The following is a 26,941-nucleotide window of genomic DNA, read 5'->3' on the forward strand; positions in this document are numbered from 1 at the left end:
TTTAGAACTTGCTATTAAAGAGCCTTGTTCTGATAGATACGAATAGATAATATCCATGAAACCCCATAGCACCCCACTGCTATGACAGCAAATATAAGAAATAATTTCAAATTTGAAATCTCTTTTAAAAAGGTCAGTACGCCATTAGCATATTTATTTAATAAATATGGGGTATTTCGCATTAAATATATAACTCCAATAGATAAAAATATAAAAACTGGTACAAGTGTTTTCACTTTAAATGCAACAAAAAATGGGATGTAAAATGCAGTAATCAGCATGACTGCCAAGAAGCCTAGGATGTAACTTTCTAAGGAAAGTTGAAATTCCATGCTGTCTAAAATAAAATATTTTCCAACTAAACAAAATGGGATGATTACTATTGTAAAAAATAAGGTTCCAACATATTTTGAACTTATAATTTCCTTCCTAGTATACGGTAATGAGTTTACTAAAATATTAGCATTATCTTTATCATCAGATTGATATGTGTTAATTACAAAAACGGCACTACAAATGATTATGACATATGCTACATCCATGCCGGCCCACAAATAGGTAACTAGAAATAAGAGATAAGCAGGTAAAAGGTTTTTTGTAAAATCAAATCCTTTTTAATTAAATTAAGCATCTTGACTCCCCCTTTTTCATGAAATACATAATATCCTCTAAACTTGGTTTTTCAATCACCACTTCTTTATTAAATAAAGTTTCGATAGAATTTACATTTTCAATCAATCCCTCGAAACCTGTATTTGCCTTACATACAGATATAAATTCACGCTCAGTATCAAAATCTAACATATCTAGTGGTCCTTTGACCAAAATATAATCTTCTGCAATGGCATAAATATCTTTTGTAAAAATATGCTTCCCATTTTGAATAAATGTAATATAATCGGCAATGCGGTCTAAATCCGTTGTAATATGAGATGAGAAAAAGATAGTTTTCTCACCATCCTGCATAATATTTTGTAAAACATCCAATAATTCTCTTCTAAATACCGGATCGAGTCCGGAAGTAGGCTCATCCATAATAATTAGTTCAGCATGATGTGAAAGGGCAATTGCAAGAGAGGCTTTCATTTTCATTCCTTTGGAGAATGTTTTCATTTTTTTATTTAATGGTAATTCGAACAGATCTTTATAATATGTAAATTGGTTAAAATCCCATTTTTTATAAGCAGGCGCAATAATTTTAGTAATTTCCTTTAATGTGAGTTCATCATAAAACACATTATCGTCATAAACGAAACCAATTCTTTCTTTAATTCCCTTCGCATCAGTCGAATAGTTCATGCCAAATAAAGAGACATTTCCACTATCCGGGTTCATTAGATTCATAATCATTTTAATCGTTGTAGATTTACCTGATCCATTTCCGCCAATAAAACCCGTAACAAATCCTTTTTTTACTTCCATCGAAAAATTTTTAATTTGAAATCCTTGAAAAGATTTACTGACATTTTGAAGTTCTATTACGTTTTCCAAGAGTTTTCCTCCTCGTATAAAATTGTAAGCATTTCTTTTAGATCATTTAAAGAAACATCCATTTGTTTAGCATTTTGAATCGCTTCACACAACTTTTCTTCAACTGTCTTTAATTTTTTTTCTTTCATAGTTTCAATGTTTTGTTCTGCTACAAAGGACCCCCTTCCGACAATTGAATAAATAAAACCGTCTTTTTCCAGTTCTTCATATGCTCTTTTCGTTGTAATAATACTTACTCTTAAATCTTTTGCTAACTGACGCATTGAAGGAAGAGCATCTCCTTGCTTTAAATCACCTAGTAAAATAAGTTTTTTTATTTGGACACCAATTTGTTCATAAATAGGTTCCTTTGAAGTGTTCGTAATAACGATTTGCATGCAAATACCTCTTTTTAAAAATATTGTATATATACTTTATATACAATATATACTATCGTACATTGTAAATCAACAGAAAATTCCCAAAATATAGTCACGAACACAATCTAATAATAAATGTAATTCATACAACTTATTTATACGGGTCTTCCTCGTATTTGCTCGATTTTGAGGTGGAGGTCTTACTGCTATCTAATGCGGTATAAAGACTACGTTGTGTTTTACGGAGAAATTGGCATAGCTGGTAGTGTGAAAGCAAAAGAGTTTGAAACAGAAGAACAATCTGAGGAAGTTGCTATCAAGTTAGACTGGAATGAAGATGAAGAAGAAGGTTTGAAAAAGATGTTTCCTAAGCTATGGGACATGTATGGGGAAGAACCGATTGAGTGGTAGATTTATTCATTGCCAAAAACGCCTTGTTTCTTTCGTAACAAAGCGTTTTTTCTTGATACTATATTTAAATTGTTATCTTCCCACTTTCCCACCACTCCATAAAAGTTTTTAAAGAAGGAGCAACCCACGTTCTACTATCATTTTCATGGTTCCATACATATATATCATCTCTTTGCACTATCCCATTCAAAATGGAATAACCAAACAAATTACCATTTCCACCATCAGCGAAAAACAATAAACAGTCAAAAGGCATATATAAATCTTTAAAATCAACTATATATCTCATATTCATATTTTCTCTTTTTATTTTCGAGGCAGACCAAACAAAGTCCCCGTATTGACCTGCTATACCGTTTGTTTCTTGTAATAGCTGTGATAAGTCATTCGGTAATTCCACAAGTAAACACTTTTGTATTTCAATAAGCTCTTCCTTCATAGCGGGATTTTTTAAGCTTAAGTTTGATGAAATACTATGAATGGTTTCTTTCCACATAACCTTTTCTCCTCCTTATGTGCAATCAACTATATTCAAAGAGCTCCTCTAAATTTATTGATACCATTTTTCTAACAATTCCTTCTCCCTTTCGCCTGAAATCCCTGCTTTTAATTCCCATTCCTCCATACTCTTCATCCACTCATACACATCCGTCACAGTATCTTCTAATCTGCTAAAAGTAAGTCCCGCTTTAACAGCATTCTCGACACTAATAGAAAACCCACCTTTCCATGGCTTCGTTTCGCCTTCTAATGAAAAAGTTTCCGGAATCCATAAAGGCATCTCCGTCCAAGGCTGCACTTTATGTTCCTTCATAAATGATTCATCTACCCAAACGAATGCAGCATCACTATTCGTAACCTTTTTACACGTATTTAATAGCTCTTCTATCGTCAATTCATCTTTCGGACCTGTTATATTGAATGTACCTGCTTTATTGTTTTCTGCCATGTTTAGTCCCCAGTTTGCGACGTCTTTTATATCAACTATCTGCACTGGACGGCCTTTTCTTCCTGGAACTAACACTTTTCCTCCCTTTGCTACACGTCCAATCCAGTATGGAAGCCGATCTGTATAATCAAACATCCCTGAAAGAAGTCCTGCTCTTACGTGTAAAACACGCCCTGGCCAATACTTCTCTGCTTCTTTTTCACACAATACTTTCAGCGCACCGTAATACTCATAAGGAGAAACTTCACCATTCTCCACAGCCTTTATTTGATCACCCGTAGGTTCGGATTGTAATATATAATCTTCTTTTATATGAGGCGGAATCCAATCTTTATAAACGGACAGACTTGAAATGAATATATAATGCTTTATATTATCGTGTAAGGCTTCTCCAACATTTCTAATGTGATGTGGAGAAAATCCACACGTATCTACGACAACGTCCCATTTTCGATTTTCTAAACTTGAAACATTATTATTTCTGTCACCAATTAACTGCTCTACTTCAGGAAAAATTTCTTTATTCGTTCCGCGATTAAATAATGTAACTTCATGCCCTCTTTTTAATGCCTCTTCTACAAAAGCTCTTCCTAAAAATCGTGTACCACCTAAAATTAGAATCTTCATAGTTCTCCCCCATTCGTGATTGAAAATCCTTACTTGTGTTAAACGATTTTTTGCTGTGAAAAGTTACGGGGTTAGTCTAACTTTTTCTACAAGTTCAACATATGTAATTTCCATTTCATATATAATTAAAATATCGGATATTTGATTAATCACTTATACATGTAAGTAGGTGAACAATATGAATAGAAACATAGTTTATCATTCAACATTATGTATGTATTGCCTCACATCGCTTGTATATATCATCTTACTGAACATAGAAAATGGTCGTAATTATTTAGGGTTTACGATGGTCATTCCGCTTTTAGCTGCTATTTTATATCAGAAATTATATACGAAACAAAAAATAGTTCATACATTTGGAATTTCACGTCCAAAAATAAAAACATTAATTTTCTCCATTTTATCCCCAATACTTCTAGGACTATGTCTCCATTTTTATTTTTATATTTATAATATAAATTTCTTATTTCATCATTGGAATGAATTGGGAGTTCTCTTGCTCATTGGTCTTACAATTGCTGCTTTTTCTGCATTTTTAGAAGAAATCATATGGCGTGGAAATTTTCATTACCATTTACGAAAAAATTTTTCATTAAAACAAACAGCAATCATTACTGCATCACTTTGGTCTTTATGGCATTTACCAGTATCAATCTTTTATAAAAATTATGAGTTTCAGCTTATAGGAATATTAAGCTATCTCTCATTATTATTTATATTATCTATAATTTTGACATATACGAGAGAGTATAGCCGCTCTGTGATAACACCTGCAATTTTACATGGTATGTTTAATGTATTTTATTTAACAGATGGAGTAGAAACAAAATGGGATATTAGCCTAATGGAATTAATTAAATTTATCTTGCTCGTAATTGTGTTTGGCATTATGTATCTAATACATCGAAAAGTTAAAAGTACCTAAACAAATTATAAAGTACTTCAACACCTATTCAATAATCGTATAGGTGTTGAAGTTTTCTAATCTTAGGTGCTCAACTTAGTTAATACATCACTTTTTTCTATCATGAAGAAAAAAACAAGTTTAACTAAACCTTTTATTCTTGTTTTTATAAAAATAACCATATTAATCTTTTAAATAAGGAAGTATGCACTCTTTAATTAACTTCCATCTATCCTCTGCATTCGGTATGACTTCAGAAGCAATCGCCACCACCAGTTCCTTCTCTGGTACGCAGCCAATTACATTCCCACCATCACCCATAGCACAGTATGAAAAGATTCCATCTTCTTCTCGTAACCACCATAAGTAACCATATTGATTTGAATTCATCGCTATTGATTCTATTATCCATGATTTTGATAGTATTTGTTTTCCATTATGAATACCTTCATTCAAATACATCTGTGCAAACTTCGCCATATCCCTAACCGTTAACGTAAGTCCCCAACCGCCTGTTGAAATACCATTTGGATCGTGAACCCATCCTTTCACATCTTTTCCGAATAGGTCATCAAATCCAAATGCTTTCATATTATAGTTTGGAATTTCTCTCATATCGAGTGGTTGAAATAAGTATTTGTTTGCAAATTCACGAGCACTTTTTCCTGTTGTGCTCGTAATAATTGCTGATAGTAAATGAGCTCCTGCAGATGAGTATTTAAAAGATCCGATTTCTCCGCCGTTCCCCATTCTATTAAGTGTATACTGTACCCAATCCTCTTGTGTACATAGTTCTTCTAACGGTTCCTGCCAATCCGTAAAAGGATATGGTGCTGTCATTGTAAGGAGGTGTCGCACTGTTATGTCAGATGCCTTAAGTGTATATTCAGGGAAAAACTCTATTACTTTTTGATCAACGCTTTTTATATAGCCCTTATCTATACATATCCCAATTAACGCAGAGATTATCGTTTTTGTAACTGACGCTACATGAAATGCATCATCTGGACCGTGTCCGTTATAATATTTTTCAAAAATAGCATTCTCTTTCTGTACTACTAACATACCATTCATATTTTTATATTCTTCTTTTATAATTTGATCTAACTTTTCAGCAGTTTTCATCATTCATTCCCCTTTAACCTATAATTAAAAAGGTTCGATCGGTACATATATATCAACTATATGTTTATTTTCCGGGTGCCGTCTTGGGTCATTTTTATACATTTCAAAAGGATACGAATCTCTCGGTTTATATCCGCTATTAGGAAGCCACTCACCGTATAAGAAATCCCATGCTCCTTTATATTCATCCTGGAATATTTCAAAATGACCTACCGCATACTTTCCAGAAGGTATTACCATTATTCCAATGTCGCTCGTTTCTACTGGGGACCCCTCTGGAATTTTTATACATAAACTTGTTCTTAAATGATTTTCTTCAGTAAATTCATGATGATCGTGGTAAATGGTTAATACTTTCGTATCCTCAAATACATGACAGTTTTCCTTCGCTGCGTAATGAAATAATTTCTCTATCATTTTTGGAAAAGCTATCGTTAACTCTTCATATGTACCGATATGCCTTATGTATGCGACGTGTATATCGTCCGCTGTTACAATTTCAACATTTCCTCGAACCTTCTTACACTTATTGTATTGAGAAGCTCTCCTTACGTCTTTGCAATTCTTGCTATTATCGTTTCGATATTGAGATGGACTTATTCCGTAATGACTTTTAAATGTGCGGGAGAAAACTGCTGAATCTGTAAACCCGAAGTGATACGCAATATGTGTAATCGTCATATCTGTGCGATATGTAAGTAGATTTGTTGCCCTTTCTAACTTCAATCGGTTTACATACCGTGATAATGGCTCGTCTACTATCCCCTTGAAAATCCGATGAAAATGAAACTTTGAAAATCCTGCTATATCCGCTAGCTCTTCAATGGATAGTGAATCATTTATGTGTGATTCTATATAATCTTGCACTTTATAAATGCGTCGTAAGTATTCATTTCTACTTTGTTTACTCTCCATATTTTTATCTCCTCACAACAAAAAGGCTACCGTTAAGCTAGCCTACTTTTACACATTTTTCAAAAACAAAACTCTACTACCGCCGTTCCCATCATAATTTGTATGTACCGATACACCCTCTACCTCATCATCCCCGGCCTCAATTCGAAAACCGATTTCTTGATGAAACTGTATCGACTTTTTGTTAATTGGTGACGTAATTGCTTTTACAACTTTACGATTATTTGCACGAGCGATATCAAAGAAATAAGAATACAATGTCGATGCGATTCCTCTTCCTCTATACTTCGGATTGACACCGATAAAATGAACATATGCTTCATCTTTATATGTTTGTGAAAAGAATCCACATAAGAAACCTAACGTTTCGCCATCTTCTTCAATGATAAAACTCGTCTCTTGAAAATGAACGAAGAATAGTTTTGGCAACATAGCAGCCATATCTCTACCGCCCCACCAATCATTTAAAACAGAATGAATCTTTACATAATCTTCCCCTTGGATGTTTCTTACTTGCATATGTTTCTCCCTTTCACTCACTTCATTTTTTCATAAATTTTAATAACCGTTTCTACTAAAAGGATGAATACCCATATTCCACAAAATACAAGAACAGACTGAAATATCGATCCAATTATCATAACACCAACTGCACCTGTTATTGAAAAAGATATTCCACCAAGCCCTGGATCCTGTATAAATGCTCCAGCAGAAAAAGCGGTTATAATTGATACTATTAAATAAATAACACTCATTATTTTTAATATTTTTATAGAAAGATACGAAGTTTGTTCTTTCTCCACTTGTGATAATTCGATTTCCCCGCTCGCAATTCCTTTTTGCAAACAGTCCTCACATAAAAATTCTTCCTTAATTTTTTTACCCCCATGTATTGTACCCGTTATCTCTTTACACCTTGAACATTTTCGATTTATCATGTTGTTACCACTCCAATCTATTAAGATTATACTTATATCATTCTACATTTACCTTAATATCCCTTTTATGTATTTTATAGAGAAAGGTCGTGTTTTATGATTTCAAAACTTACGTTTGGCTCGAAAAAGCGTACCGTTCATTATGTATTAAGACCTAGTTGTTATGCAGTTATTTTCCATTCATCTTCTTCAATGATTGCTGTTATCCAAAAAGGTGACCGTTACTTTTTACCTGGTGGCGGTATGGAAGGTAATGAAACAAAAGAAGAATGCTTGCACCGTGAACTACTAGAGGAATTAGGATGGGCAATTAAAATTGATCAGTATATCGGTAATGCGGTTCGATATTTTTATGCAGAAAAGGAAGATACATATTATTTGAATGATGGATTCTTTTATATTGCGAACATGGTGCAGAAACAAACTGAAAACTGTGGGGAGGATCATGTTTTACGATGGATGTCTCCATTACTTGCTGTTAAGCTTCTCATTCACGCTCATCAAAAATGGGCGGTTGAACAAGCACTTTTATTACGAAAACAAAAATGATCTCCTTCTATATGAAAGAGATCATTTTTACTATTAACTGACTTTTTTCAAATTGAAAGCAGGCTTTTTGATTCCGCCTTTTTTTACAACATATAAGCCGATGAAGATAATAAGTCCGCCAACGAGTTGCATCATATTAATTTGCTCTCCAATTGTAACTGCCGCAAAGATAACTGCGAACAATGGTACGAGATACATATAAACCATTACTTTCGTTGAGCCTATTTGACTAATACCGACATACCACATTGATAGTCCGAAGATGGTCGCAAAGATGATTGAATATGCTAGTGAACCCCAGCTTGGCGTATCTACTGGCCATGTTAAAGAGTTTACGTTGAATAAACAGTATATAACAAGTGGTACAATTCCAATTAAAGTAGACCATGATGTAACTCTCATTGCGGAGTATTTTGTAATAAGAGGTTGCGCTAATATTGGATACCATCCCCACGCAATTGCTGCGACTAATCCAATTACATTTCCGAGCCACGCATATTCGTAAGTAGCTCCTCCTGTATGTCCTGTTAATAAAACAAATGCTGCACCAATAAACGCTACTATTGAACCAATTTGTACTTTCATCGAAAAACGTTCTTGTTTGTGCAATACTGCTAATATCCCTGTAAATATAGGTGACATCGCAATTAATAATGAGGCGTTCGTTGCTGAAGTATATTTCACAGATAACATAAACATCGTTTGATACATTGCTGTACCAACGATACCGACTACTACTAATCGTAACCAATCTTTTCTTTCAATACGTAATGAGCGTTCCATCATAAATGTAATAAGTAATAAGACCGGTGATGCTACTAAAAATCGTAAACTATTAAATTGAATGGATGACATATATGCCACGCCATACTTTCCTATTGTATAATTTGCTCCCCATACTAACGCTACTGATACTAGGAGCCATTCCATTTGCCATCTTTTCATCCGAATCTCCCCTTCCATATTTAGCATAGTAAAATTGGCTGGATATAGCACCGTCCAATTGGCTGTTTTTTTACCCAGCCAATTTGTTATACTTAATGTATATAAGAGATACGGAGGCGTTTGTATGGAATGGAAGCTAGATAGTGACAGTAAAATCCCTATTTATCAGCAAGTGGTTGACTTTATTGAAAAACGTATTACATATGGAGAACTTCCTCCAGGAAGCTTCCTCCCTTCAGAACGGAAATTAGCTACGCAGTTAAATGTAAACAGAAGTACAGTAACGACTGCTTATAATGAACTTCGTGCTATGGGAATTGTAGAAAGTACGACTGGTAAAGGTACACGTGTGAGTACACATATGTGGGGCGTTTCTCCAACATTAACGCCGAACTGGAGAAATTTCGTAGAAGGTGGTACTTTTTTACCAAACTTACCACTACTTCGCCATATTCGGGCAGAAGTACAACAAAATGAAAATATTATAGATTTCGCTAATGGAGAACTCGGTTGTAATCTTTATCCTCACGATCAACTACAAACGATTTTACGTGAACAACCGTTAACGCATTCATTAAGTTACGATCATCCGCAAGGCTATCTCCCGCTAAGACAAGCGGTCGTAAAATATATGAAGGAATATTTAAAAGTTGAGGCGACTGAACAATCCATTATGATTACATCCGGCGCTCAACAAGCACTGCACCTTATCGTGCAATGTTTATTAAATCCAGGTGATGCTGTTGCTTTCGAAAGTCCTTCACACTGTTATTCCCTGCCGTTATTCCAATCAGCAGGTATTCGTATTTTCCCATTACCTGTCGATGAACACGGCATTAATCCAGACGATGTACAAGAGCTATACAGAAAGCACCGCATTAAAATGATTTTTTTAAATCCAAATTTCCAAAACCCTACGGGGACGATGCTTCATCCAAACCGTAGAAAAAAACTATTATCACTTTGCGCAGATTTACGAATTGCAATCGTTGAAGATGATCCATCTAGTTTGCTGACGCTAGAAAAGAAACAACCTTGTCCTACTTTGAAATCAATAGATGAAAATGGAACTGTCATTTATGTACATTCTTTATCAAAAATGATTGCGCCAGGATTACGAGTCGGTTGGCTTGTCGCCCCGCAGTCTGTCGTAGAGCGATTATCAGATGCACGGCACCAAATGGAATTAGGAATGAGTATTTTCCCGCAGTGGCTTATGCAACAATTTTTTGAAACTGTACCATTTCAGTCTCATATCGTACCGTTACGAAAACAACTAGCAGAAAAAAGAGACGTTATCGTTCGTGCCCTAAACGAGCAACTTCATGATAAAATCTCTTTTTCAAACCCTACTGGTGGTATATACATTTGGGGGAAATTAAAAGAACCTATAAACGAAAAACAAATCATTATGCAAAGTTTAAAACAAGAAATTGCTTTTATGCCAGGTAGTATTTTCGGTGCGAAAGATGGTTATATACGTTTATCTTATGGAAAAGTGGATATTGATCAAATTGAGGAAGGTATTTCTCGTTTACGCGAGGCTATTTTGGTATGTGAAAATAACTTTAAATAAAGCTTTCTCGTTTGACAAAACCTAAATCTACCATTATTATCAACTCGAACCTATTTATAGGAGTGATAAAATGAAGATTTACGTTGATGCAGATGCTTGTCCTGTAAAAGATGTAATTATTTTTGAGGCTACGAATGTGGAAATTCCTGTTACCCTCGTTACTAGCTTTTCACATTATTCTAATGCAGAGCAGCCAAAAGGTGTCGAAACAATTTATGTTGATTCTGGAGCAGATGCTGCAGATTACCGGATTATGCAGTTAGCAAAAAAAGAAGATTTAATCGTAACGCAAGATTACGGTCTTGCTTCACTCGCTTTAGCAAAAGGCTGTATCGTACTACACCATAAAGGCTATAAGTATACGAATGACAACATTGAACAATTGTTACAAACACGGTATTTAAGTGCAATGGTTCGCAAAAGCGGTAAGCGTACAAAGGGACCGAAACCATTTACAGCAGAAGATAAAGAGAAATTTAGAGCACTCTTTAAAAGTATGATCGCTCATTAAAGATGAACCTTCTTTTCGCAAGGAAAACTTCGCAACACAAAGAAGAGAATATCCAAATGAACATTCTCTTCTTGAGGTTTACCCGTTTAAAATGAAGGTAAATTATCTAAGTTATTTTCCTTTATTCCATCAGGTTCACTACGTATAATATCTCTGCCATACTTATGAAATACGTCTACATGAGCTAACTTCCCTGATTTTGCTTCTTCAAGGGCAGTCATATAATCTAACTCTCTCCCGCTACTTGTTTTAAACGCAATTAAATCACCATCATCATTTTTACGAACAGCAACAATTTGTTCTGCTCCTGAATTAACTTCATGGTCTACTTCAAATTGAGCTTGTTCTTCTCCTTGATGTAAGTAATCATTATAAACTTTTTCAAAGTCTTTTTTGTCCATAACATTCACCTCCAACACATTTTTTAGTATGGTTGGGAGGTAGTGGTTTTATGTACTTTTCTCTTAGAAAAACGTATTTTTAATACCTACGCAACCCTTCCAAAGTCTCCAATATATCCTCTGTAAAGGCTGTACTACCCTCTGTCTCTAAAACTCTAAAATATAAACTTCTTAAGAAAGCTCTAATATTTTGTACTAAAATATCATATTGAGGATGCGGGATGTCTTCAACAATTGCTATACTATGTAACCAGTTGCTCCACTCTTCTTCAGTTAAAAGATTTTGGTTACGTAACGACATAATTGGTGCTACTAATCTCTCATCCTCAAAGTGAATGTATACGTAGTCATGTAAGCGTACCTTCTGGCGAACAGCAGCTAGTATTGCATATGAGAACTCACGATTTTGGATTGTACGTGCTAAAGCATCGAGCGCATCTGCTGCATGTGCAGTAGAGTGTGCCCAGCCTTTTCCTTCTACGTATCCTCTTACATCTTCTTCTAAATATACATATTCTAGTACTTGTTCTGCCACACTATACAGCTGTTCTTCAGATAACAGTGGTTCTCTTTCATGAACAGATAAAATAAGCGGCGGAATTAATACAGAGAACGCACGTTTAAAGACAGAATCTGTTCCCTTTTCACCAATTTTATAAAATAAATAATCAGGGCTAATTGCTTGCAGCATTAATCCTCGTAATTCTTTTTGTCTAAACACATCATTTGTAATCCATTTGTAAAGCGTACTATAAATTAAATCATCGCGTAATTCAGCATCAGTTGACCCGATATAATCTAACATCCACTGTGCATATGGATAAGCATCTACGTCTTCTGGTACAGCATAATTATTATTTTTAATTTGTAGTAGTTCTTCTTTTAGTTCTAGTACTTCATTCATTATATTTCTTGTCCCCTTTTTGCGTTTTTTATTGTCTTATCCCCTTTTATTTGCTTCATAAAATTAATTTAATTATAACAATAAACAAAAGGCTATACATATATTTCTGATTATGTAATACGCTCATTCATGAAATATAACTTCTGGATTTCCTAAATCACTATTCTGAAATACAACATCCGCACAACTTTTCGGATTATGCTCATCTATATACATCTTACAGGCCGCATGATATCTGTTTAAAAACATTTTCTCAGCTTCTTCATAACTTCCAAAAGCCTCAGTCTCGCGCTTTGCACCACGTTTTCTCGCAATCTCAAAATCTGTATCTACGAAAATTTTATAGTCAAATAAATGCTCTACGTCTTTTTTCAATAGAAACGTCCCATCTACTATTAGTACCATATTAGGTTGAGCCAATAGCTGCCCATTATGGACAGGTATATCCGTTATTAAGTTATGAGAAATCGTATCATATTGTAAATTCCCGTTAGGCCCTAAAGGCTTTAATAATCTTTCTTTGAAAGCTGTATAATCGTGTGCATCTTCATAATACCCTCTTGCAGATTCTTTTCCTTGCGCGTATCGAATTGCTCTCGGATTATGAAAATCATCAATGCTGGCGCGTGTTACTGGTAATCCTCGTTTTTTTATTTCTTCCGCTAGTTCGTTTGCAAATGTTGTTTTTCCCGACGCTGTAATACCACTTACTCCAACTCTTGTTGGATGGGTTAAGTTTAGCTTTAAAATATGATCTGCAATTTTTTTGATTTGTTGTTTTCGGTTCATGATATTGCCTCCACACAATCGGTTTACATAATATAATTATGAGTTATAACTTATGTCGCTATTTGTAGGAAAGTCAATATTCTTTTTCGAATCGTCGATATATCGAAAAAAATCGTTGATATATTATGATTGGCTTACTTTCCCTTAAACCCTCGATATAAAGCAGTCCGTAATTCTTGTTTGTATTCTTCAATTTCTGGCATATCGAGTTCTTCTGCTAGTCTGATGGCTAGTTCAATATCATACGGTACTCGTACGAGTTGAATAGAAAAGCTCGCTGCTTCTTTTTCATTGTAAGTTCCTTCAAATATTAAATAGGAAGCTTGTGTTATTTCAAGTGGGTTTCCTACGCTACCGGCATTACATAACGTTTTCCCTCTGAAATTTTGAACGAACGCTTGGTGAACGTCACCGTAACAAACGACATCTGGTTTTCTTTCCCCTTCTATATTCTCTGTGAGCTCACTATTTTCGAACATACTAATACGCTCTTCTCTTGAGGCATGTGGTTGAATTCTTTCATATAAACTTCTCGGTGAAGCGTGGAACATACGGATCAGTTTGCCGCTCATAAAAAATTCGATTGAAAATGGTAAGCTTCTTAAATAGTCATTTTGTTCTTCCGATAATTGTTTTTGATGCCATTTTAACGTTTCAAATTCAGTCGGTTTTGTAATGAAATCATCCCAGTTCCCCATTACAACTCCTTCACATTCTTTACGAATGATTTCAATCACTTCGCTAGAATGAGGACCTTTTCCGACTAAATCTCCAAGACACACGACGCGCTCGATTCCTCTTAATTTAATATCTTGCAGTACAGATTCTAATGCTGGAATATTACCATGTATATCTGAAATTACCGCTATTTTATCCAAATGAATCCCTCCATTACTTATAGTTTATTATATCCTCATGTAGTGATTGATACCATTTTGGAATATAGGATGAAAAATGATTATGATCTTCTAAAATTCCGTTCAATCTTTCCTTCATATCATTTACTAAATGTGGCGTGCTTCGGTTTGTCCATACGATATCAGCTGGGAATGTCATTGCTGCATATAATGAGTACAGTTTCCAAAAATGAAGCGACGGTTCGCCTCCGCAATATCCGTGAACTTGTCCAACCGCAAATGGTTTACTTATTCTTGTAGTAAAAATCGCTACGTTATAAAAATCATGTATTGGATCACCAAAATCATATCCACCAAAATCGATAACGATAAACTCCTTATTATGAATCATACTATTTGCTGGATGGAAGTCATCGTGTAAAAAGGTAATAGGGCGATTTTTCAATAATTGTTTATGCTCCCCTACAAATCTTAATACTGGCTTCAAATCAAGGAAGTCTATTTCATAATTTGCTAACGCTTCTACGTATCTTTCGTATTTATTCCATCGAACCGTTTCCCATTTATTACTTGCACTTTCTCTTCCAATTGAGTGAATCCTCTTTAGTACTTCTCCTGCTTTTCTTCCTGCATGGTACTGTTCTTCCACGGCTAGCTTCCCTAAACCTTCTTCACCATTTATACCTTGGATCCATTCAAATACTTGAACACATTTATTTATTTGTTCAAGTTTTATAAAATGAATTAACTTAGGCGTTGGAATATGTAATGACTCTAATTTTTTCATATACATATATTCTTCTTGTTTACGTTCAAAATGAACAGCATCACATACTTTTACAAAATATGTTACTCTGTTTTCTAACTCTATTTTATATTTCTCTTCATGTGAAAAACCTTTTGATATAGCTGTACACTTTACAATATGAGGCCATTCTAGTTTTCTCTCTATCTCTCTAAGCGTTTCCTTCACAACGTTCACCTCTATCAATATATGTACAAACTACCTAGCACTTCATGCTCTTGTTTATTTTCTCCTTTAAATTCCACCGCAAAAGGATTTTCGCCATTCTTATTCAGATGTTCTAGCACTAGCCCTTCTCCAATCGGCTCACAAAACTGCACATGAATATCTCCAAATACTACACTTTGACACTCGGCATTCCATTTTTCACTTTTCACAACTGAGCTTGTAGATAGCCCCATTACTTCTTTCCATTTCCGCACCGTTTCTCGAACGTTTTTCACTGCATAATGGATCGTTTCAATTTGTTGTACTTTATTTTTATGTTCAGTGATCGTTCCAATGTTACGTAAATCATTTCTTCTTTCTTCGTCCGTTTCATTCCATTGTATAAAGAAAGGTAATTTCGGTCCGTTCTCTTCTTGCTTTACAAATAACATTTTCCATTCTAAAAGGCGGCCATCTTTTCTCATACGTTTCCCTTCAAATGGTCCTATCGTATGTAAACCGTGCTTACTAAACTTTACTGCTAGGTCTTCAATTGCATCTGCTCGAATTGCGATTTGCAGCATTCCTTCTCCGTCTTGTAATTTCACTACTGTTTCTTGTACTAATGGATTGTCTGCTTCTTTCGCTTTTTCTTCATGCTGCACTGCTAAAAATTCGATATATGATAAATCAAAATAACATAAACTATTCCAAGTACCCCAAGTAATATGCTCTCCACCTATTGCAGTATAAAATCCGTGCGCCTGCATTTGTTTTGCCGCTTCTTCCGGTGTACAATGTACGGCGTGTACTAGATGATCAAATCGCAACATGTCCTTCTCCCCTTTCTCTCCATTCTTTTATTGTATATTTTATTTTTCTTGCATTCAATTCAAAAAACTTTAAAACCCAGTTGATTTATACGATTAATATGTATTATAATGAAACAAATTTAATTATTGCTGATTGGAAAAACCAAAGGCACTTTTCTCATACGGGAAAAGTGCCTTTTTCATTTATTATTACAGGGGGATTATTTATGCAGAAATTAATTGTCTTTGCTATTATCGGATTTTTCGCTCAATTGATCGATGGGGCACTTGGAATGGCGTATGGGGTAACATCTACCTCACTATTATTAATGTTTGGTATCGCACCGGCTGTAGCTTCCGCTTCTGTTCATTTAGCTGAAGTCGTTACAACCGCCGCTTCCGGCGCATCTCATATCAAATTTGGAAACGTTGATAAATATACAGTTTCCAGACTTACATTACCTGGAGCAATTGGTGCATTTGTTGGGGCATGTTTTTTAAGTAATTTACCTGGCGATGTAATTAAACCGTACATTTCCGTTTTTTTATTTACTTTAGGGGTTTATATTTTATTACGATTCGTCCTTCAAAAACAAATTGTTGCTTCAAATAAGCGTATGTCTGCAAAACAACTTGTGCCGCTTGGTTTATTCGCTGGATTCGTTGATTCAACTGGTGGCGGTGGCTGGGGGCCGATTACGACACCAGTTCTTCTAGCAAGAGGAAATGAAGCTAGAAAAGTTATTGGATCTGTAGATACGAGTGAATTTCCTGTTTCACTCGCTGCAACAATTGGTTTCTTCATCTCACTTGGCTGGGAACAAGTAAGCTGGGTTTGGGTATTTGCCTTAATGCTTGGCGGTATTGTCGCAGCTCCAATTGCTGCATGGTTAGTTCGTATCGTTCCAGCACATTTACTTGGGGTATTAGTTGGTGGTCTTATTATCTTTACGAATATACGTACACTGCTGACTACATTTAAAGTGGATCCAACTATTATTTCACTTTCTTACGTGGCAGTTGGTCTTGTCGTTATTATTTCTATTTTCATTGCTGTTCGCAATCATTCCAAGCGTTCTAACGCATCGACAGCCGGATATCCGAATGATCAAAAACAAATGCTACCATAACGATAAAAATACCGCCCGATATACTTCGAGCGGTATTTTTTATTTTTCTATTTTCCAATTAATCATCGTTTCTGTAGCATTTACTCTCTTCATATGTAACTTTTCTAAAACACGAATCGAACTATAGTTATCTAGGAGTGTCTCTGCAATTATTGTTTCTACCTCTCCTGTTTTGAAAGCCCAATCGATTAGTTCTCTTACAGCTTCTGTTGCATAGCCCTGATTCCAATATTTCTCAATAAATCCATAGCCAATTTCTACTGTTTGCTTCTCGTTTGGTTTCCCTTTAAACCCAATATCACCTAAAACGCTATCATCTTCTTTCCGAAGAACATACCACGCACCCCATGGTAATATAGCTGCATCTTGTTTTACATTCTTTACATGCCCTACAATATGCGGACCGCTATTGTATCCTTGCTCGTTAGCAATTTGAATCCTCTCTTCTGTACACGGCACTATATAGAGCCTTTCTGTTTCTAATTTCATATTGATTTCCCCTTTTCAATTAAACAATACCTCAATTTTACTAAAAATAAAAAGAATATTCATTCTATCCGTTAAATTTATACTTATTCTTTGAAACGAATTTAAGGAATAATCCTCTTTTGATAGTTATGTCGAATTATATTTTTCTGAATTTTCTTTTAATTTAGAGGGTTTTTCAATATTTTTTGCGAAACATTTGTATAACAATTTTTTCTTTGCTTATTGCTACATAATAGTAGGTTCGGGTGGAGTTTTGCAAGCGTTTCCTATACAATAACCGATATTTTTTGACTTTTCCTAACAAAATATCTTGCAATATATTCAGAAAGTCATTACAATTGCCATATATTAAAAATCTTAGCAATATATCAAATCCTCATCAATCCGATGAGGTAGAGGTTGCGACTTTTATGAGTAAAACGGACGAGACACAGAGAATGTCACCAACTCCGTTTGAAAGGAAAGGTTGCCGAAGTTTATATTTCTTCTCTGGAAATATGAGCTGGGGCTGTCTCCGAAAGGAACAGAACTGTCACGTTTACAAATTACCGTGTAAACGTGGGGTGCTATCTTAACGGAAGGGTATGATGGGGTGGTTATTTGTGAAACGTTCCGCCAAATTCCTTTGGCGGTTTTTTGTATTTTTCTCCCCCGCTCCTTCCTAACCTACAAGAAAAGGAGTGTTGAACATGAATAGCGCAACAAATCAATCTACCTCTAAAACGCAAACTACACAAGGACAAGGTGAATTAAAACGCGGATTAAAATCTCGTCACCTTACGATGATTTCTCTCGGTGGTACAATTGGTACCGGACTATTTCTTGCCAGCGGTGGTGTCATCCATACAGCTGGACCTGGTGGCGCATTAATTGCATACGCCGCAATTGGAATTATGGTTTATTTTTTAATGACAAGCTTAGCTGAACTTGCAGCTTACATGCCTGTTACTGGATCTTTTAGTACGTATGCAACAAAATTTGTTGATCCATCACTTGGCTTTGCACTTGGATGGAACTATTGGTATAACTGGGCAATTACGATTGCTGCTGAACTTGCAGCTGTAACATTAATTATGAAATTTTGGTTCCCAGATACTCCTTCTCTTATTTGGAGTGGATTATGTTTAGCTATTATTTTCCTTTTAAACTATTTATCTGTTAAAGGGTTTGGTGAATCTGAATATTGGTTCGCACTTATTAAAGTAGTTACTATTATTATCTTTTTAATTGTTGGTTTCATGATGATTTTCGGAATTATGGGCGGCGAAACTGTTGGATTTAAAAACTTCACAGTTGCAGATGCACCATTTAACGGCGGTATCATGGCAATTATCGGTGTATTTATGGCAGCTGGTTTCTCCTTCCAAGGAACTGAATTATTAGGAGTAGCTGCTGGTGAAACATCTGATCCAGAACGTAATATCCCAAAAGCAATTCGTTCAATCTTTTGGCGTATTCTTTTATTCTATATCCTTGCGATTCTCGTTATCGGTTTACTAATTCCTTATACAACTGAAAGCCTTGCTGCAAGTGATGTAACAGTAAGTCCGTTTACACTTATTTTTGAAAAAGCGGGCGTTGCCTTTGCTGCTTCTGTTATGAACGCTGTTATTTTAACTGCTGTACTATCTGCTGGTAACTCTGGTATGTATGCATCAACTCGTATGCTTTGGGACTTAGCTCGCCAAGGAAAAGCACCAAAGTTTCTTGGTAAATTAGATAGCCGCGGTGTACCTGTTAACGCATTAATCGTAACGTCAATTGTTGGTAGTATTGCTTTCATTGCTTCTTTATTCGGTGACGGTGTTGTATACATTTGGTTATTAAACGCATCTGGAATGTCTGGTTTTATCGCATGGGTCGGAATTGCAATTAGTCATTACCGTTTCCGTAAAGCATATATCGCACAAGGAAAAGATTTAAAAGACTTACCATATAGAGCAAAATGGTTCCCATTCGGTCCAATCTTCGCATTTACACTTTGTATCATCGTAATTTTAGGACAAAACTACGGCGCATTTATGGGTGAAGCAATTGATTGGAACGGTGTACTCGTTTCTTACATCGGTTTACCACTCTTCTTAGTACTATGGTTAGGTTATAAATTTACGAAAAAAACAAAAGTGATTCCACTTGATAAATGTGAACTAAAATAAAGTGAAACGAGCAAACAAATTTGTTTGCTCGTTTTTTGTTGCAAACCTCTTTCCTTTATTATTGCTCCTGTTTTTGCAATAATAAAGGAAATATAAATAAAGGTTGGGATACAATGAACATTCGTATTACTGATGAAGCAAAAGCAGCTATACGTAGATTAGAACGTGAAGATAAAAAGATCGTTCGCATTAGAGGAACAATGACGAACTCTTGTAGTATTTTCGTTGATGTCGATTTAATTTGGGATACATATAACGCAGATGATGTTGTATATGAAGATGTAGAGCTTATCGTACAAATGGATTCATTCACGAAAGAATACACTGGTGATACAGTGAAACTTGATTATAAGACGACAGGTTTTAGTATTACGACTCCGAGTGAGACTTTAGTTTATGGATTGTCGATTAAAAAATAAAAATTGTTTTCATTTGACCACCGAGGTGAAAAAATGGGTAAATATGTTCCGTTAAAATTTTTATTTAATGAAGAATTAGCAGAGAAAATAGCTGATTCTATTTGTAAACACGATCCTAATTTTTCTAAAAGAATCTTTGTAGATTCTGTAACATATAAAGTTGAAAATTTAGAGTTAAAACAACGTATTGAAGTAATAGCAGATGAATTACACAATGCTTTACAAAAAGATTTTAATGTAGCAATACATATATTACTGAAAACATTAGGACCAGAAAATACAACAGAAGTAGGCACATTCACAAACGGATATATGTACATGCCTATCGCAAAATACGTTGAAAAATATGGTCTGAACGATTTTGAAACCTCATTCAACACCATGTATGAAATAACGAAAAGGAATAACGCTGAATATGCCATTCGGCCTTTTCTTGAAACATACCATGAAGACACACTAGACATATTACAACAGTGAGTTCATGACCAAAACAGTTATCTCTATCAGTGTTTCAGTAGTTTGGAACAAAAGGCTGCTGGTACTAGAATGAGTTTGCTTAATTTCCCAGGCTTTCTAACGAAAGGAATGGGGATTGCGATTGTAGGTGGATTATTATCGATACATTTGCTAAACCGAAAATTACTACCTATGAATGCTAATTCTTTCACTCATTTGTATAGTAATTTACTATTACTTTTTGCAGGAATCATATTGATTAGCTGGTTGGTTACTATGAAAATGTATAAATGCTCCAGAAGAAATATATATCAAGTGAAAAGATTCATTTTTCAATAACTTTTTTGTTATATTTTTCAATCTAGTGACGTTTCTTACATCAAGATTAAACAACTATATTTTTAACCCCGATCTAAATTTAGATCGGGTTATACTTATTTGGACTTTTGAAATTAAATAACTTTATTATCATTTTACATATAAAAAATCAAAATTTAACAATTTACCCTATATGCATTATAAAAGGCTTGTCTAAAATAATGTATATGTCAAGAAAACTTGTCTGTAAGTTGAAATGTTGTAGAATCTAGAGTCCGAATATGCTTACGGTAGATCCTCCTAATCATACTCGCCTGCGTCGGATGGTCTCTAAACCCTTTATACCACGTATGATTGAGGACCTTCGTTCCCGTATTCAGCAACTTGCCGACGAATTGTTAGTTGCTGTACAAGAACAAGGAAAGATGGAAATTATTGCAGATTTTGCTTAACCACTACCCATTATTTTCATTTCAGAGGTGCTTGGGATTCCCGCCACTGATCGAAACCAGTTCCGCAAATAGACAAAAAACTCATGGACACCTCTGTGGAACCTATTCAGGGAACTGAAGTTAAAACAACACTTAAAAGTTTATTCATTACATTGAGACATTACTTAACGAAAAGCGTCTAAATCCTGATTCTGATTTGATAAACGATCTCATTCAAACAAGAGAGCAAGAAAACAAGTTGAATAAGAACGAGCTTCTTTCGACAATTTGGCTATTCATCATCGCTGGACATGAAACGACAGTTAATTACATAGAGAAGTCAACGTCTTTTTTATTTTAGGGGAACTTGTTTTGTTAATTTGATATTTACAGTTAAGTTAAGTGACATTTGATTCTCATAATCCGTATTATCTGAAGTTAATAAAGTCTATTACACTCTCTTCTTTAGGAACGTTTCCATAATATCTTTCTTAAATTTTTCATAATCAAACTGAAAAGCTACATTATGCGTTTTATAGCCTGGATTAGTAACAAAACGAAAATCTGCAATGCTTTGACCAAATCCTTCTCCTTGATCAGGGATTACTTTAATAGGTACTCTTGAAAGACTAACAGCGTCTTGATTTAGCAAATACCAAACTGTTACAAAATCATGCATAGGACTTCCACTTATACCAGGATTAGACTTGGAGTAGAAATTATAATAATAATCTAACATAGGTTTGATGATGAGTCCTGCAAGATCCTGTGTACTCCGATGAAATGCATCAATTTGCTGGACCATTTCGGGTGTAACAATCGCGTGTTGAGTCACATTTAAAGGAATAATCGTCAAGTTCTTTGCATGCTGCAGAATTAAGTTTGCTGCATACGGGTCTGCGTAAAAATTAGCTTCAGCCACAGCAGTTACGTTACCTGGATAGAAAAAAGCTCCCCCCATGCAAATGCATTCTCTTACATTTCGCATTGTTTCTAAATTTAATACAAAAGTCGTAGCTAGCGAAGAAAGTCTTCCTAAATTGATAATTGTAAGATCTTCTAAATTTGATTCTATAATTTGATAAATATCATTTAAAGGATAAACTGGATATGAAATTTCAGGTGGAATAATAGGTCCTAATCCAACTTTTCCATGTACCTCAGGGAAATATTGAATCACTATACCTGTCAACGGTACAGAAGCACCAAGGAATACAGGTATTTCTTCTCTTCCCGCAATGTACTTTAAATAGTTAATATTTCTTATTACATCTTCTCTTGATACATTTCCATAATCGGCCACAATTCCTACAAGTTGAATGTCTTTACGAAAAAAGGTGTACAGTATAGCAAACGCATCATCAATCCCTAAATCTGTAAACAGGAGAACCTTTTTTTGCATATCTCTTCCTCCAAAATTTATAGAATTCTACTTTCACCAATGATGCAGTGATTAGAATACGCTTGTATATATATTTTTTATGTATTCTTAAAGAGTGGATTCTATTCACTTGAAATAGTTTTGCTTATCTAAATCTGATATTATATTCAAGCACAAAATACATAAGGGTATTAGAGATATGGAAAAATCTGTTGTTATTGAGGAATTTACATCGGATTGGGCACTACAATTAGGGCTCACCATATCAAAAACGAAAATTGTACGTTTAGACACAAAATTAACATATTTTGATTAGCTCCCTGTACGTTAAGGAATTATTTTCTATATTTGAGGAGATGTATGTGACAGGTGTATATTTAGGGGAATCTAATATTCACCATTCAAATATGATAGAATAGAAGTATATCCAAAACGGAGGAATAACAAATGAACTCAAACACAAAACAGTTTATTTATGATATCCAGCAAAGAAAGAACAATTATATAGAAAATGCTCTAATAGCAATACAACACCCTAAAAAAGAGCAATCTGAACAGGTCATTCAAAATATAGTAGAGAAGATGGATATGATGATTAGTCTAGTTACTACGTACATGAGGATTGAATCTGGATCTATGGAAGAATTAAAAGAACTTCAGAAAGAAATTATCCATGCTCAAGCATATATCCAAAAACGAAAATTTGAAGAAACACAGAGATAAAACCCTGTGTTTTTATTTGATTTATAATGCTAATCTATTATAAATCAAATTACATGTGATTATTGTTTTGGCATAATCCATACAATTTGTTGAATGCGTACAATATATGGCACCGTATCTTCAATGAGCAAATGATCTAGTTTCACATCCTTTAATTTACCTCTTATATTGCCTCTTACAGTTTCAATAACCACATGTTTACCAATTACTGATTGTAATGTCTGATATACATAGGGATTAGGCACACTTACCATATTTTGTTTACTAAAGTCATTTCCCTCCAAATAACTCATTCTATAAAACTCCTTTCTAACTTGCATTCTTTCTACTAATATATGATATAAATCTTATAAATATGCTAGAAGGATAATTCATTATATGGACGGAAATAACATTTTAATAGGGTACGGTTTCTATTTCTACATTGCTAAAAAAATGATTTATATAAAGTTACTTTTACTAGTTAATAGGAGATGATAAAGGGATATTTTGAATATACATCTAGGTTGTTCCTTTCTGGTTATGTATCATTTTAAATACGCCCTTTATTAGAATAGTGCTCATACTTTTTTTGAGATTCTTTCGTAATACGTGCGTTAAGTAAAATTGCTAACAATAAAAACACTCCATATTTTCCGCCTGTAGCTCCTATGATAATCACACTACTACAAACAAGTACAATTAATAGGATAAACGAAACTAAATAAATACGATCATAATTCTTTGACATCTTCTCGTATTTTATGCGTTCTTTCCTTGCATCCATTTTAATTCCTCCTTTAGATGATCCATTTCACTCTCAGATAAATCTCGGCCTTAAAAAGGAAACAATCTATCGTTTTAAATAATTAGTTTGTTTTTTTATCAACTAATTTATATAACGTAAAAAGAAATCCTACCAATATTAAGCTTTCCACCATGATAATCTCCATCCTCTCCTTCCTTTTAACCCCAACACATCAGATAAAAGTTATGTATATCCCATATTAGCTGCAGCAAGCAAAAAGGATCCCCCTTTTCTTAAAGGCTGATCCTTTTCTCCTTGCATGCAACTATTTTTACCTATTCTTGATTAATTAGAATAATAGCTGGTCCATCTACACGAATTCCACCAACTTCGATTTTTTCATAAGGCTCAACTGTAATAGAAATAATCCCTTCTCGCTTCTTTAATTCATTACTTAATTCTTTTGTTAACATTTTTTTCATGTGCGGACTCCTTCTTACTGCTTAATTTACTATTGTTATGTAAATAAAATAAAAAATGGTTTCTTGGTCTGGAAACCATTTTTTGTAGTTTACCATATGGTGTTACCAGTTCGTTTATCAATTTTACGTAAAGAAGATAAACAATTACTATTCACTGTCTCAGTAGATGTAAGGAACTCTTAAAGCTGGCGGTGAGATTGATTGTTTTTTCTTCTAGAAATAATGACTTAGATAGTATATTACCTAAAACAATGAAAGCCCTACCTCTCTTTCATCCTTACGGCTCCTTGTCCGTGCCAGTGTGAATCAGGATTGCAAAAATCAAGTGACTATTTAATCGAGTTATTTAATGAAACTTCGAATGTTCGTAAAATAAATTTAAAAATAAAAATGGATTAGATTGAAGTAATAACAAAAGAGGTTTCTACTCTAAAAGTGAGTTGAAGAAATTGAATGTCTTTGAAATGATTTACTTTTAATACTCATCATATTCTCGAAAAATTCAGGATGTTTTCGGGAGATATAATACATTATCTATAATAAACCTTAACAGAAACTTTTTATTTGATTTTCAGTGATTCCTTTAATTAATTCTAGTTCACTGACCAAAAACTTATATGCATCATCCAACAATTTTTTTTCACTTGTATTCAGTGTTTTTTCTTTCTTCATACGCATTAAATCGCGTACAACTTCAGCACCTTCTTGTATTTCACCCGTTTTTATTTTGTCCGTGTTCACTTTATGCCTTTGTTTCCACGGCAGTAATTTACATGATTTTTCATGCTGAAAAATGTGTATAATGTGTTTTAATGCAAGTATATCAGTAACTGGGCGTATATTCGAATTCAATATTTTACCCGTAGGAATCATGACTTGCATATTACTGATTGACATTTTGATGACATAATACTGTTGTTTTTCCCCTGAGAATTCTTTTTCTTCTATGGCTTCAATTATACCTGCTCCGTGCATTGGATAAACAATGTTATCGCCAATTTGAAACATATAATCCACCTCCATATGTGGTAACCTTTTCAAGCTTAACACATATGTTGTTTTTTATCAAATATTTAATAATATCACAAGTTCATTTTAGGTGTCAATTACTTTTTTCTTCAAAAGTTAAATCAAGTAAAACAGCCGTAAAATACCAAAGAGCGTTCGAGATTTCCAATAAAAGAAAAGGGAATCCATACGCGTATATCCTGAAATCTCCACCCATTAACGTAGATCAATTTCCCCTTGAAAACGGCCAAATCGATCCCGTATTTTTTTCAATCTTATATGATACTCCAAAATCTCAATTCTTGCTTTTTCTGCTAGAGGGGCAATTGGTCGTAAATCTTTTAACCCCCAATACTCAACCACTACATCAAGTACTTGATCAAAATATTGTAGTGGGCCATAGTTTGCTTCTTTTGCAATCACAGCCATTCTATTTTCAAAATCAGGCATGACGGCACCTGGCATTTTAAAATTCCTAATCACATTGGCAATATGGTAGCAATAATTTGGTTCCAATTCTAAATGTGTTCGAATAACGTCTCGATAAAACGCATAATGAAGTGTTTCATCTTTTGCAAGACGGCGTAATAATGTAGCAAGATCTGGATCATGCTTACTTGCCACCTTAGCTACATTATTGTAAAACACCATTGTTGCAAGTTCTTGTAGCGTCGTATATGTCATGGCTTCGATTGGTGTATGAAAATCAGGCTCAAATCCACACTCAACGACTGATTTTCTTAATTCATGTATACGTTTAGGGTTTACACTTCGAGTGAGTAGTAAATATGTCTCTAATAAATTCGAATGTTGATCCTCTTCTGAGGTCCAAGTATGAATAAAGTCTGTAATAACAGAAAGGGAACCTTTAAAAGTCGCAGATAAATACGTTGTAAACCATGGTAAATTCACTTCTGTTAATAAAGCTGTTTCAATGGCCGTAATTACACCAGAAGGGAGAGTAACTTGACTTTCATCCCAAGGAACTCTTTTAAAGTCCATTCCCTTATCCCATGGTAAAAACTCATGATAAGCCCAGTCTATCTTCTGCGCTCTTATTTTATGTTGTTCATACAGTTCTTTTAAACGTGGTTCTAATCGAAAATCTAAATCATTTGTTAACATTTAAGTGCCCCCTTTTTCTTACCATGGATATTCATCCTATTTTTATCCTTAAAAATTTTCTACAAATAAATATTACTT

The 26,941-nt window shown here is 34.4% G+C and carries 31 protein-coding genes, 4 pseudogenes and 1 riboswitch; of the genes and pseudogenes, 12 read left to right on the top strand and 23 right to left on the bottom strand.

Annotated elements, in window-relative coordinates; all coding sequences use genetic code 11:
* Positions 1 to 14 precede the first annotated feature (14 nt).
* The 3 genes and pseudogenes from NZ044_RS14920 to NZ044_RS14930 all read right to left on the bottom strand — a co-directional run bounded on the left by NZ044_RS14920 (position 15) and on the right by NZ044_RS14930 (position 1,868).
* Positions 15 to 631 (bottom strand): annotated as a pseudogene (locus tag NZ044_RS14920) (ABC-2 transporter permease).
* Entirely contained in the window at positions 619 to 1,491 is an 873-nt protein-coding gene (locus NZ044_RS14925) for an ABC transporter ATP-binding protein (protein ID WP_000432463.1), read from the bottom strand. Before NZ044_RS14925 ends, NZ044_RS14920 begins: the two are co-directional and overlap by 13 nt.
* On the bottom strand, positions 1,479 to 1,868 hold the full coding sequence (locus NZ044_RS14930; RefSeq protein ID WP_001167593.1) for a GntR family transcriptional regulator: 390 nt from the start codon (positions 1,866 to 1,868) through the stop codon (positions 1,479 to 1,481). Before NZ044_RS14930 ends, NZ044_RS14925 begins: the two co-directional genes overlap by 13 nt.
* 195 nt (positions 1,869 to 2,063) lie before the next feature.
* Between NZ044_RS14930 and NZ044_RS14935 the strand changes: the two genes are divergently transcribed.
* Positions 2,064 to 2,261: a hypothetical protein gene (locus NZ044_RS14935; protein WP_001269542.1), complete on the top strand. Its 198-nt coding sequence runs from the start codon at positions 2,064 to 2,066 to the stop codon at positions 2,259 to 2,261.
* Positions 2,262 to 2,325: 64 nt separating this feature from the next.
* Here NZ044_RS14935 and NZ044_RS14940 read toward each other — a convergent pair whose 3' ends face one another.
* The gene (locus NZ044_RS14940; protein WP_000265431.1) at positions 2,326 to 2,757 is read right to left on the bottom strand and encodes an SMI1/KNR4 family protein; all 432 of its coding nucleotides are present in this window, start codon (positions 2,755 to 2,757) and stop codon (positions 2,326 to 2,328) included.
* 54 nt (positions 2,758 to 2,811) lie between these two features.
* On the bottom strand, positions 2,812 to 3,837 hold the full coding sequence (locus NZ044_RS14945) for an SDR family oxidoreductase (RefSeq protein WP_098506529.1): 1,026 nt from the start codon (positions 3,835 to 3,837) through the stop codon (positions 2,812 to 2,814).
* A 289-nt stretch (positions 3,838 to 4,126) separates the two neighbouring features.
* Between NZ044_RS14945 and NZ044_RS14950 the strand changes: the two genes are divergently transcribed.
* The gene (locus tag NZ044_RS14950; protein ID WP_206704229.1) at positions 4,127 to 4,765 is read left to right on the top strand and encodes a CPBP family intramembrane glutamic endopeptidase; all 639 of its coding nucleotides are present in this window, start codon (positions 4,127 to 4,129) and stop codon (positions 4,763 to 4,765) included.
* A gap of 162 nt (positions 4,766 to 4,927) precedes the next feature.
* On the opposite strand, the gene NZ044_RS14955 is transcribed toward NZ044_RS14950, so the two are convergent.
* Genes NZ044_RS14955 through NZ044_RS14970 form a run of 4 tightly spaced genes read right to left on the bottom strand, consistent with a single transcriptional unit; the run spans position 4,928 to position 7,722 of the window.
* Positions 4,928 to 5,869 (bottom strand): serine hydrolase domain-containing protein, encoded by a 942-nt coding sequence (locus NZ044_RS14955; RefSeq protein WP_098506530.1) that lies wholly within the window; start codon positions 5,867 to 5,869, stop codon positions 4,928 to 4,930.
* A gap of 24 nt (positions 5,870 to 5,893) precedes the next feature.
* Entirely contained in the window at positions 5,894 to 6,784 is an 891-nt protein-coding gene (locus tag NZ044_RS14960; protein ID WP_079245699.1) for an AraC family transcriptional regulator, read from the bottom strand.
* 48 nt (positions 6,785 to 6,832) lie between these two features.
* Complete coding sequence (locus NZ044_RS14965; protein ID WP_001198085.1) at positions 6,833 to 7,303, bottom strand: GNAT family N-acetyltransferase; 471 nt, start codon at positions 7,301 to 7,303, stop codon at positions 6,833 to 6,835.
* A gap of 17 nt (positions 7,304 to 7,320) precedes the next feature.
* Positions 7,321 to 7,722 carry a DUF3980 domain-containing protein gene (locus NZ044_RS14970; protein ID WP_000610481.1) on the bottom strand — a complete coding sequence of 134 codons (402 nt, stop codon included), beginning with the start codon at positions 7,720 to 7,722 and terminating at the stop codon, positions 7,321 to 7,323.
* Between the two features lie 96 nt (positions 7,723 to 7,818).
* Between NZ044_RS14970 and NZ044_RS14975 the strand changes: the two genes are divergently transcribed.
* On the top strand, positions 7,819 to 8,271 hold the full coding sequence (locus NZ044_RS14975; protein WP_000624006.1) for an NUDIX hydrolase: 453 nt from the start codon (positions 7,819 to 7,821) through the stop codon (positions 8,269 to 8,271).
* Between the two features lie 33 nt (positions 8,272 to 8,304).
* On the opposite strand, the gene NZ044_RS14980 is transcribed toward NZ044_RS14975, so the two are convergent.
* On the bottom strand, positions 8,305 to 9,216 hold the full coding sequence (locus NZ044_RS14980; protein ID WP_000832992.1) for a DMT family transporter: 912 nt from the start codon (positions 9,214 to 9,216) through the stop codon (positions 8,305 to 8,307).
* A 124-nt stretch (positions 9,217 to 9,340) separates the two neighbouring features.
* Between NZ044_RS14980 and pdxR the strand changes: the two genes are divergently transcribed.
* Both pdxR and NZ044_RS14990 read left to right on the top strand, forming a co-directional pair.
* Positions 9,341 to 10,792, top strand: a complete 1,452-nt coding sequence (gene pdxR / locus NZ044_RS14985) for a MocR-like pyridoxine biosynthesis transcription factor PdxR (protein ID WP_000454934.1) — start codon at positions 9,341 to 9,343, stop codon at positions 10,790 to 10,792.
* Between the two features lie 70 nt (positions 10,793 to 10,862).
* Positions 10,863 to 11,303 (top strand): YaiI/YqxD family protein, encoded by a 441-nt coding sequence (locus tag NZ044_RS14990; protein ID WP_000708771.1) that lies wholly within the window; start codon positions 10,863 to 10,865, stop codon positions 11,301 to 11,303.
* An 86-nt stretch (positions 11,304 to 11,389) separates the two neighbouring features.
* Here the strand turns inward: NZ044_RS14990 and NZ044_RS14995 are convergent, their stop codons facing one another.
* From NZ044_RS14995 to NZ044_RS15020, 6 genes are all read right to left on the bottom strand, one after another.
* A complete protein-coding gene (locus NZ044_RS14995) occupies positions 11,390 to 11,704 on the bottom strand; it encodes a DUF3892 domain-containing protein (protein WP_000358166.1) in 315 nt (104 codons plus the stop codon).
* A gap of 79 nt (positions 11,705 to 11,783) precedes the next feature.
* Positions 11,784 to 12,608: a DUF2785 domain-containing protein gene (locus tag NZ044_RS15000; protein ID WP_086390627.1), complete on the bottom strand. Its 825-nt coding sequence runs from the start codon at positions 12,606 to 12,608 to the stop codon at positions 11,784 to 11,786.
* A 123-nt stretch (positions 12,609 to 12,731) separates the two neighbouring features.
* A complete protein-coding gene (locus tag NZ044_RS15005; RefSeq protein WP_079245701.1) occupies positions 12,732 to 13,397 on the bottom strand; it encodes a uridine kinase in 666 nt (221 codons plus the stop codon).
* 134 nt (positions 13,398 to 13,531) lie between these two features.
* Complete coding sequence (locus tag NZ044_RS15010; RefSeq protein ID WP_000357646.1) at positions 13,532 to 14,275, bottom strand: metallophosphoesterase family protein; 744 nt, start codon at positions 14,273 to 14,275, stop codon at positions 13,532 to 13,534.
* 13 nt (positions 14,276 to 14,288) lie between these two features.
* Positions 14,289 to 15,227 carry an aminoglycoside phosphotransferase family protein gene (locus NZ044_RS15015; protein ID WP_098506533.1) on the bottom strand — a complete coding sequence of 313 codons (939 nt, stop codon included), beginning with the start codon at positions 15,225 to 15,227 and terminating at the stop codon, positions 14,289 to 14,291.
* A 14-nt stretch (positions 15,228 to 15,241) separates the two neighbouring features.
* Positions 15,242 to 16,039 (bottom strand): VOC family protein, encoded by a 798-nt coding sequence (locus tag NZ044_RS15020; protein WP_016098661.1) that lies wholly within the window; start codon positions 16,037 to 16,039, stop codon positions 15,242 to 15,244.
* 98 nt (positions 16,040 to 16,137) lie between these two features.
* On the opposite strand from NZ044_RS15020, the gene NZ044_RS15025 reads away from it, so the two are divergent.
* Positions 16,138 to 17,148 (top strand): sulfite exporter TauE/SafE family protein, encoded by a 1,011-nt coding sequence (locus tag NZ044_RS15025; protein ID WP_002082558.1) that lies wholly within the window; start codon positions 16,138 to 16,140, stop codon positions 17,146 to 17,148.
* Between the two features lie 39 nt (positions 17,149 to 17,187).
* On the opposite strand, the gene NZ044_RS15030 is transcribed toward NZ044_RS15025, so the two are convergent.
* On the bottom strand, positions 17,188 to 17,637 hold the full coding sequence (locus NZ044_RS15030) for a GNAT family N-acetyltransferase (protein WP_098506534.1): 450 nt from the start codon (positions 17,635 to 17,637) through the stop codon (positions 17,188 to 17,190).
* A 385-nt stretch (positions 17,638 to 18,022) separates the two neighbouring features.
* A riboswitch (Lysine riboswitch) is annotated at positions 18,023 to 18,214 on the top strand.
* A gap of 112 nt (positions 18,215 to 18,326) precedes the next feature.
* On the opposite strand from NZ044_RS15030, the gene NZ044_RS15035 reads away from it, so the two are divergent.
* The 5 genes and pseudogenes from NZ044_RS15035 to NZ044_RS15055 form a co-directional block, all read left to right on the top strand.
* Complete coding sequence (locus tag NZ044_RS15035; RefSeq protein WP_001083394.1) at positions 18,327 to 19,793, top strand: amino acid permease; 1,467 nt, start codon at positions 18,327 to 18,329, stop codon at positions 19,791 to 19,793.
* Between the two features lie 113 nt (positions 19,794 to 19,906).
* Complete coding sequence (locus tag NZ044_RS15040; protein WP_001026197.1) at positions 19,907 to 20,212, top strand: iron-sulfur cluster biosynthesis family protein; 306 nt, start codon at positions 19,907 to 19,909, stop codon at positions 20,210 to 20,212.
* A gap of 33 nt (positions 20,213 to 20,245) precedes the next feature.
* Positions 20,246 to 20,686, top strand: a pseudogene (locus NZ044_RS15045) (hypothetical protein); the annotation flags it as partial.
* 10 nt (positions 20,687 to 20,696) lie between these two features.
* Positions 20,697 to 21,007: pseudogene (locus NZ044_RS15050) on the top strand (tetracycline resistance MFS efflux pump); the annotation flags it as partial.
* A gap of 254 nt (positions 21,008 to 21,261) precedes the next feature.
* A pseudogene (locus NZ044_RS15055) lies at positions 21,262 to 21,751 on the top strand (cytochrome P450); the annotation flags it as partial.
* Between the two features lie 117 nt (positions 21,752 to 21,868).
* On the opposite strand, the gene NZ044_RS15060 reads toward NZ044_RS15055, so the two are convergent.
* Positions 21,869 to 22,819, bottom strand: a complete 951-nt coding sequence (locus NZ044_RS15060; protein ID WP_001170286.1) for a nucleoside hydrolase — start codon at positions 22,817 to 22,819, stop codon at positions 21,869 to 21,871.
* A 426-nt stretch (positions 22,820 to 23,245) separates the two neighbouring features.
* On the opposite strand from NZ044_RS15060, the gene NZ044_RS15065 reads away from it, so the two are divergent.
* Positions 23,246 to 23,521 carry a hypothetical protein gene (locus NZ044_RS15065; protein ID WP_001087711.1) on the top strand — a complete coding sequence of 92 codons (276 nt, stop codon included), beginning with the start codon at positions 23,246 to 23,248 and terminating at the stop codon, positions 23,519 to 23,521.
* 59 nt (positions 23,522 to 23,580) lie between these two features.
* Here NZ044_RS15065 and NZ044_RS15070 read toward each other — a convergent pair whose 3' ends face one another.
* The 5 genes from NZ044_RS15070 to NZ044_RS15090 all read right to left on the bottom strand — a co-directional run bounded on the left by NZ044_RS15070 (position 23,581) and on the right by NZ044_RS15090 (position 26,863).
* A complete protein-coding gene (locus NZ044_RS15070; RefSeq protein WP_000120816.1) occupies positions 23,581 to 23,814 on the bottom strand; it encodes a YuzF family protein in 234 nt (77 codons plus the stop codon).
* Between the two features lie 239 nt (positions 23,815 to 24,053).
* Positions 24,054 to 24,287, bottom strand: coding sequence for a hypothetical protein (locus NZ044_RS15075; RefSeq protein WP_000340032.1), 234 nt, complete (start codon positions 24,285 to 24,287; stop codon positions 24,054 to 24,056).
* Between the two features lie 296 nt (positions 24,288 to 24,583).
* Positions 24,584 to 24,730 (bottom strand): BC1881 family protein, encoded by a 147-nt coding sequence (locus tag NZ044_RS15080; protein WP_000738546.1) that lies wholly within the window; start codon positions 24,728 to 24,730, stop codon positions 24,584 to 24,586.
* Positions 24,731 to 25,276: 546 nt separating this feature from the next.
* Entirely contained in the window at positions 25,277 to 25,738 is a 462-nt protein-coding gene (locus NZ044_RS15085) for a CarD family transcriptional regulator (RefSeq protein WP_000486295.1), read from the bottom strand.
* Between the two features lie 216 nt (positions 25,739 to 25,954).
* Positions 25,955 to 26,863 carry an acyl-ACP desaturase gene (locus tag NZ044_RS15090; RefSeq protein WP_000957093.1) on the bottom strand — a complete coding sequence of 303 codons (909 nt, stop codon included), beginning with the start codon at positions 26,861 to 26,863 and terminating at the stop codon, positions 25,955 to 25,957.
* Between the last annotated feature and the right edge of the window lie 78 nt (positions 26,864 to 26,941).

It is taken from the genome of Bacillus sp. FSL K6-1338 (genome assembly GCF_038006965.1).
Lineage (GTDB): Bacteria > Bacillota > Bacilli > Bacillales > Bacillaceae_G > Bacillus_A > Bacillus_A thuringiensis_S.

Bases quoted from the DNA above. Each gene is read 5' to 3' on its own strand.
- NZ044_RS15040 (WP_001026197.1), top strand. From the start codon at position 19,907: ATGAACATTCGTATTACTGATGAAGCAAAAGCAGCTATACGTAGATTA.
- NZ044_RS15030 (WP_098506534.1), bottom strand. From the start codon at position 17,637: ATGAAATTAGAAACAGAAAGGCTCTATATAGTGCCGTGTACAGAAGAG.
- NZ044_RS15090 (WP_000957093.1), bottom strand. From the start codon at position 26,863: ATGTTAACAAATGATTTAGATTTTCGATTAGAACCACGTTTAAAAGAA.
- NZ044_RS15080 (WP_000738546.1), bottom strand. From the start codon at position 24,730: ATGAAAAAAATGTTAACAAAAGAATTAAGTAATGAATTAAAGAAGCGA.
- NZ044_RS14995 (WP_000358166.1), bottom strand. From the start codon at position 11,704: ATGGACAAAAAAGACTTTGAAAAAGTTTATAATGATTACTTACATCAA.
- NZ044_RS14945 (WP_098506529.1), bottom strand. From the start codon at position 3,837: ATGAAGATTCTAATTTTAGGTGGTACACGATTTTTAGGAAGAGCTTTT.
- NZ044_RS15035 (WP_001083394.1), top strand. From the start codon at position 18,327: ATGAATAGCGCAACAAATCAATCTACCTCTAAAACGCAAACTACACAA.
- NZ044_RS14980 (WP_000832992.1), bottom strand. From the start codon at position 9,216: ATGAAAAGATGGCAAATGGAATGGCTCCTAGTATCAGTAGCGTTAGTA.
- NZ044_RS15070 (WP_000120816.1), bottom strand. From the start codon at position 23,814: ATGAGTTATTTGGAGGGAAATGACTTTAGTAAACAAAATATGGTAAGT.
- NZ044_RS14965 (WP_001198085.1), bottom strand. From the start codon at position 7,303: ATGCAAGTAAGAAACATCCAAGGGGAAGATTATGTAAAGATTCATTCT.
- NZ044_RS15005 (WP_079245701.1), bottom strand. From the start codon at position 13,397: ATGAACCGAAAACAACAAATCAAAAAAATTGCAGATCATATTTTAAAG.
- NZ044_RS15065 (WP_001087711.1), top strand. From the start codon at position 23,246: ATGAACTCAAACACAAAACAGTTTATTTATGATATCCAGCAAAGAAAG.
- NZ044_RS15060 (WP_001170286.1), bottom strand. From the start codon at position 22,819: ATGCAAAAAAAGGTTCTCCTGTTTACAGATTTAGGGATTGATGATGCG.
- NZ044_RS14935 (WP_001269542.1), top strand. From the start codon at position 2,064: ATGCGGTATAAAGACTACGTTGTGTTTTACGGAGAAATTGGCATAGCT.
- NZ044_RS14975 (WP_000624006.1), top strand. From the start codon at position 7,819: ATGATTTCAAAACTTACGTTTGGCTCGAAAAAGCGTACCGTTCATTAT.
- NZ044_RS14930 (WP_001167593.1), bottom strand. From the start codon at position 1,868: ATGCAAATCGTTATTACGAACACTTCAAAGGAACCTATTTATGAACAA.
- NZ044_RS14955 (WP_098506530.1), bottom strand. From the start codon at position 5,869: ATGAAAACTGCTGAAAAGTTAGATCAAATTATAAAAGAAGAATATAAA.
- NZ044_RS15000 (WP_086390627.1), bottom strand. From the start codon at position 12,608: ATGAATGAAGTACTAGAACTAAAAGAAGAACTACTACAAATTAAAAAT.
- NZ044_RS15075 (WP_000340032.1), bottom strand. From the start codon at position 24,287: ATGGATGCAAGGAAAGAACGCATAAAATACGAGAAGATGTCAAAGAAT.
- pdxR (WP_000454934.1), top strand. From the start codon at position 9,341: ATGGAATGGAAGCTAGATAGTGACAGTAAAATCCCTATTTATCAGCAA.
- NZ044_RS14940 (WP_000265431.1), bottom strand. From the start codon at position 2,757: ATGTGGAAAGAAACCATTCATAGTATTTCATCAAACTTAAGCTTAAAA.
- NZ044_RS15085 (WP_000486295.1), bottom strand. From the start codon at position 25,738: ATGTTTCAAATTGGCGATAACATTGTTTATCCAATGCACGGAGCAGGT.
- NZ044_RS15020 (WP_016098661.1), bottom strand. From the start codon at position 16,039: ATGTTGCGATTTGATCATCTAGTACACGCCGTACATTGTACACCGGAA.
- NZ044_RS14990 (WP_000708771.1), top strand. From the start codon at position 10,863: ATGAAGATTTACGTTGATGCAGATGCTTGTCCTGTAAAAGATGTAATT.
- NZ044_RS14960 (WP_079245699.1), bottom strand. From the start codon at position 6,784: ATGGAGAGTAAACAAAGTAGAAATGAATACTTACGACGCATTTATAAA.
- NZ044_RS14950 (WP_206704229.1), top strand. From the start codon at position 4,127: ATGGTCATTCCGCTTTTAGCTGCTATTTTATATCAGAAATTATATACG.
- NZ044_RS15025 (WP_002082558.1), top strand. From the start codon at position 16,138: ATGTATTATAATGAAACAAATTTAATTATTGCTGATTGGAAAAACCAA.
- NZ044_RS14970 (WP_000610481.1), bottom strand. From the start codon at position 7,722: ATGATAAATCGAAAATGTTCAAGGTGTAAAGAGATAACGGGTACAATA.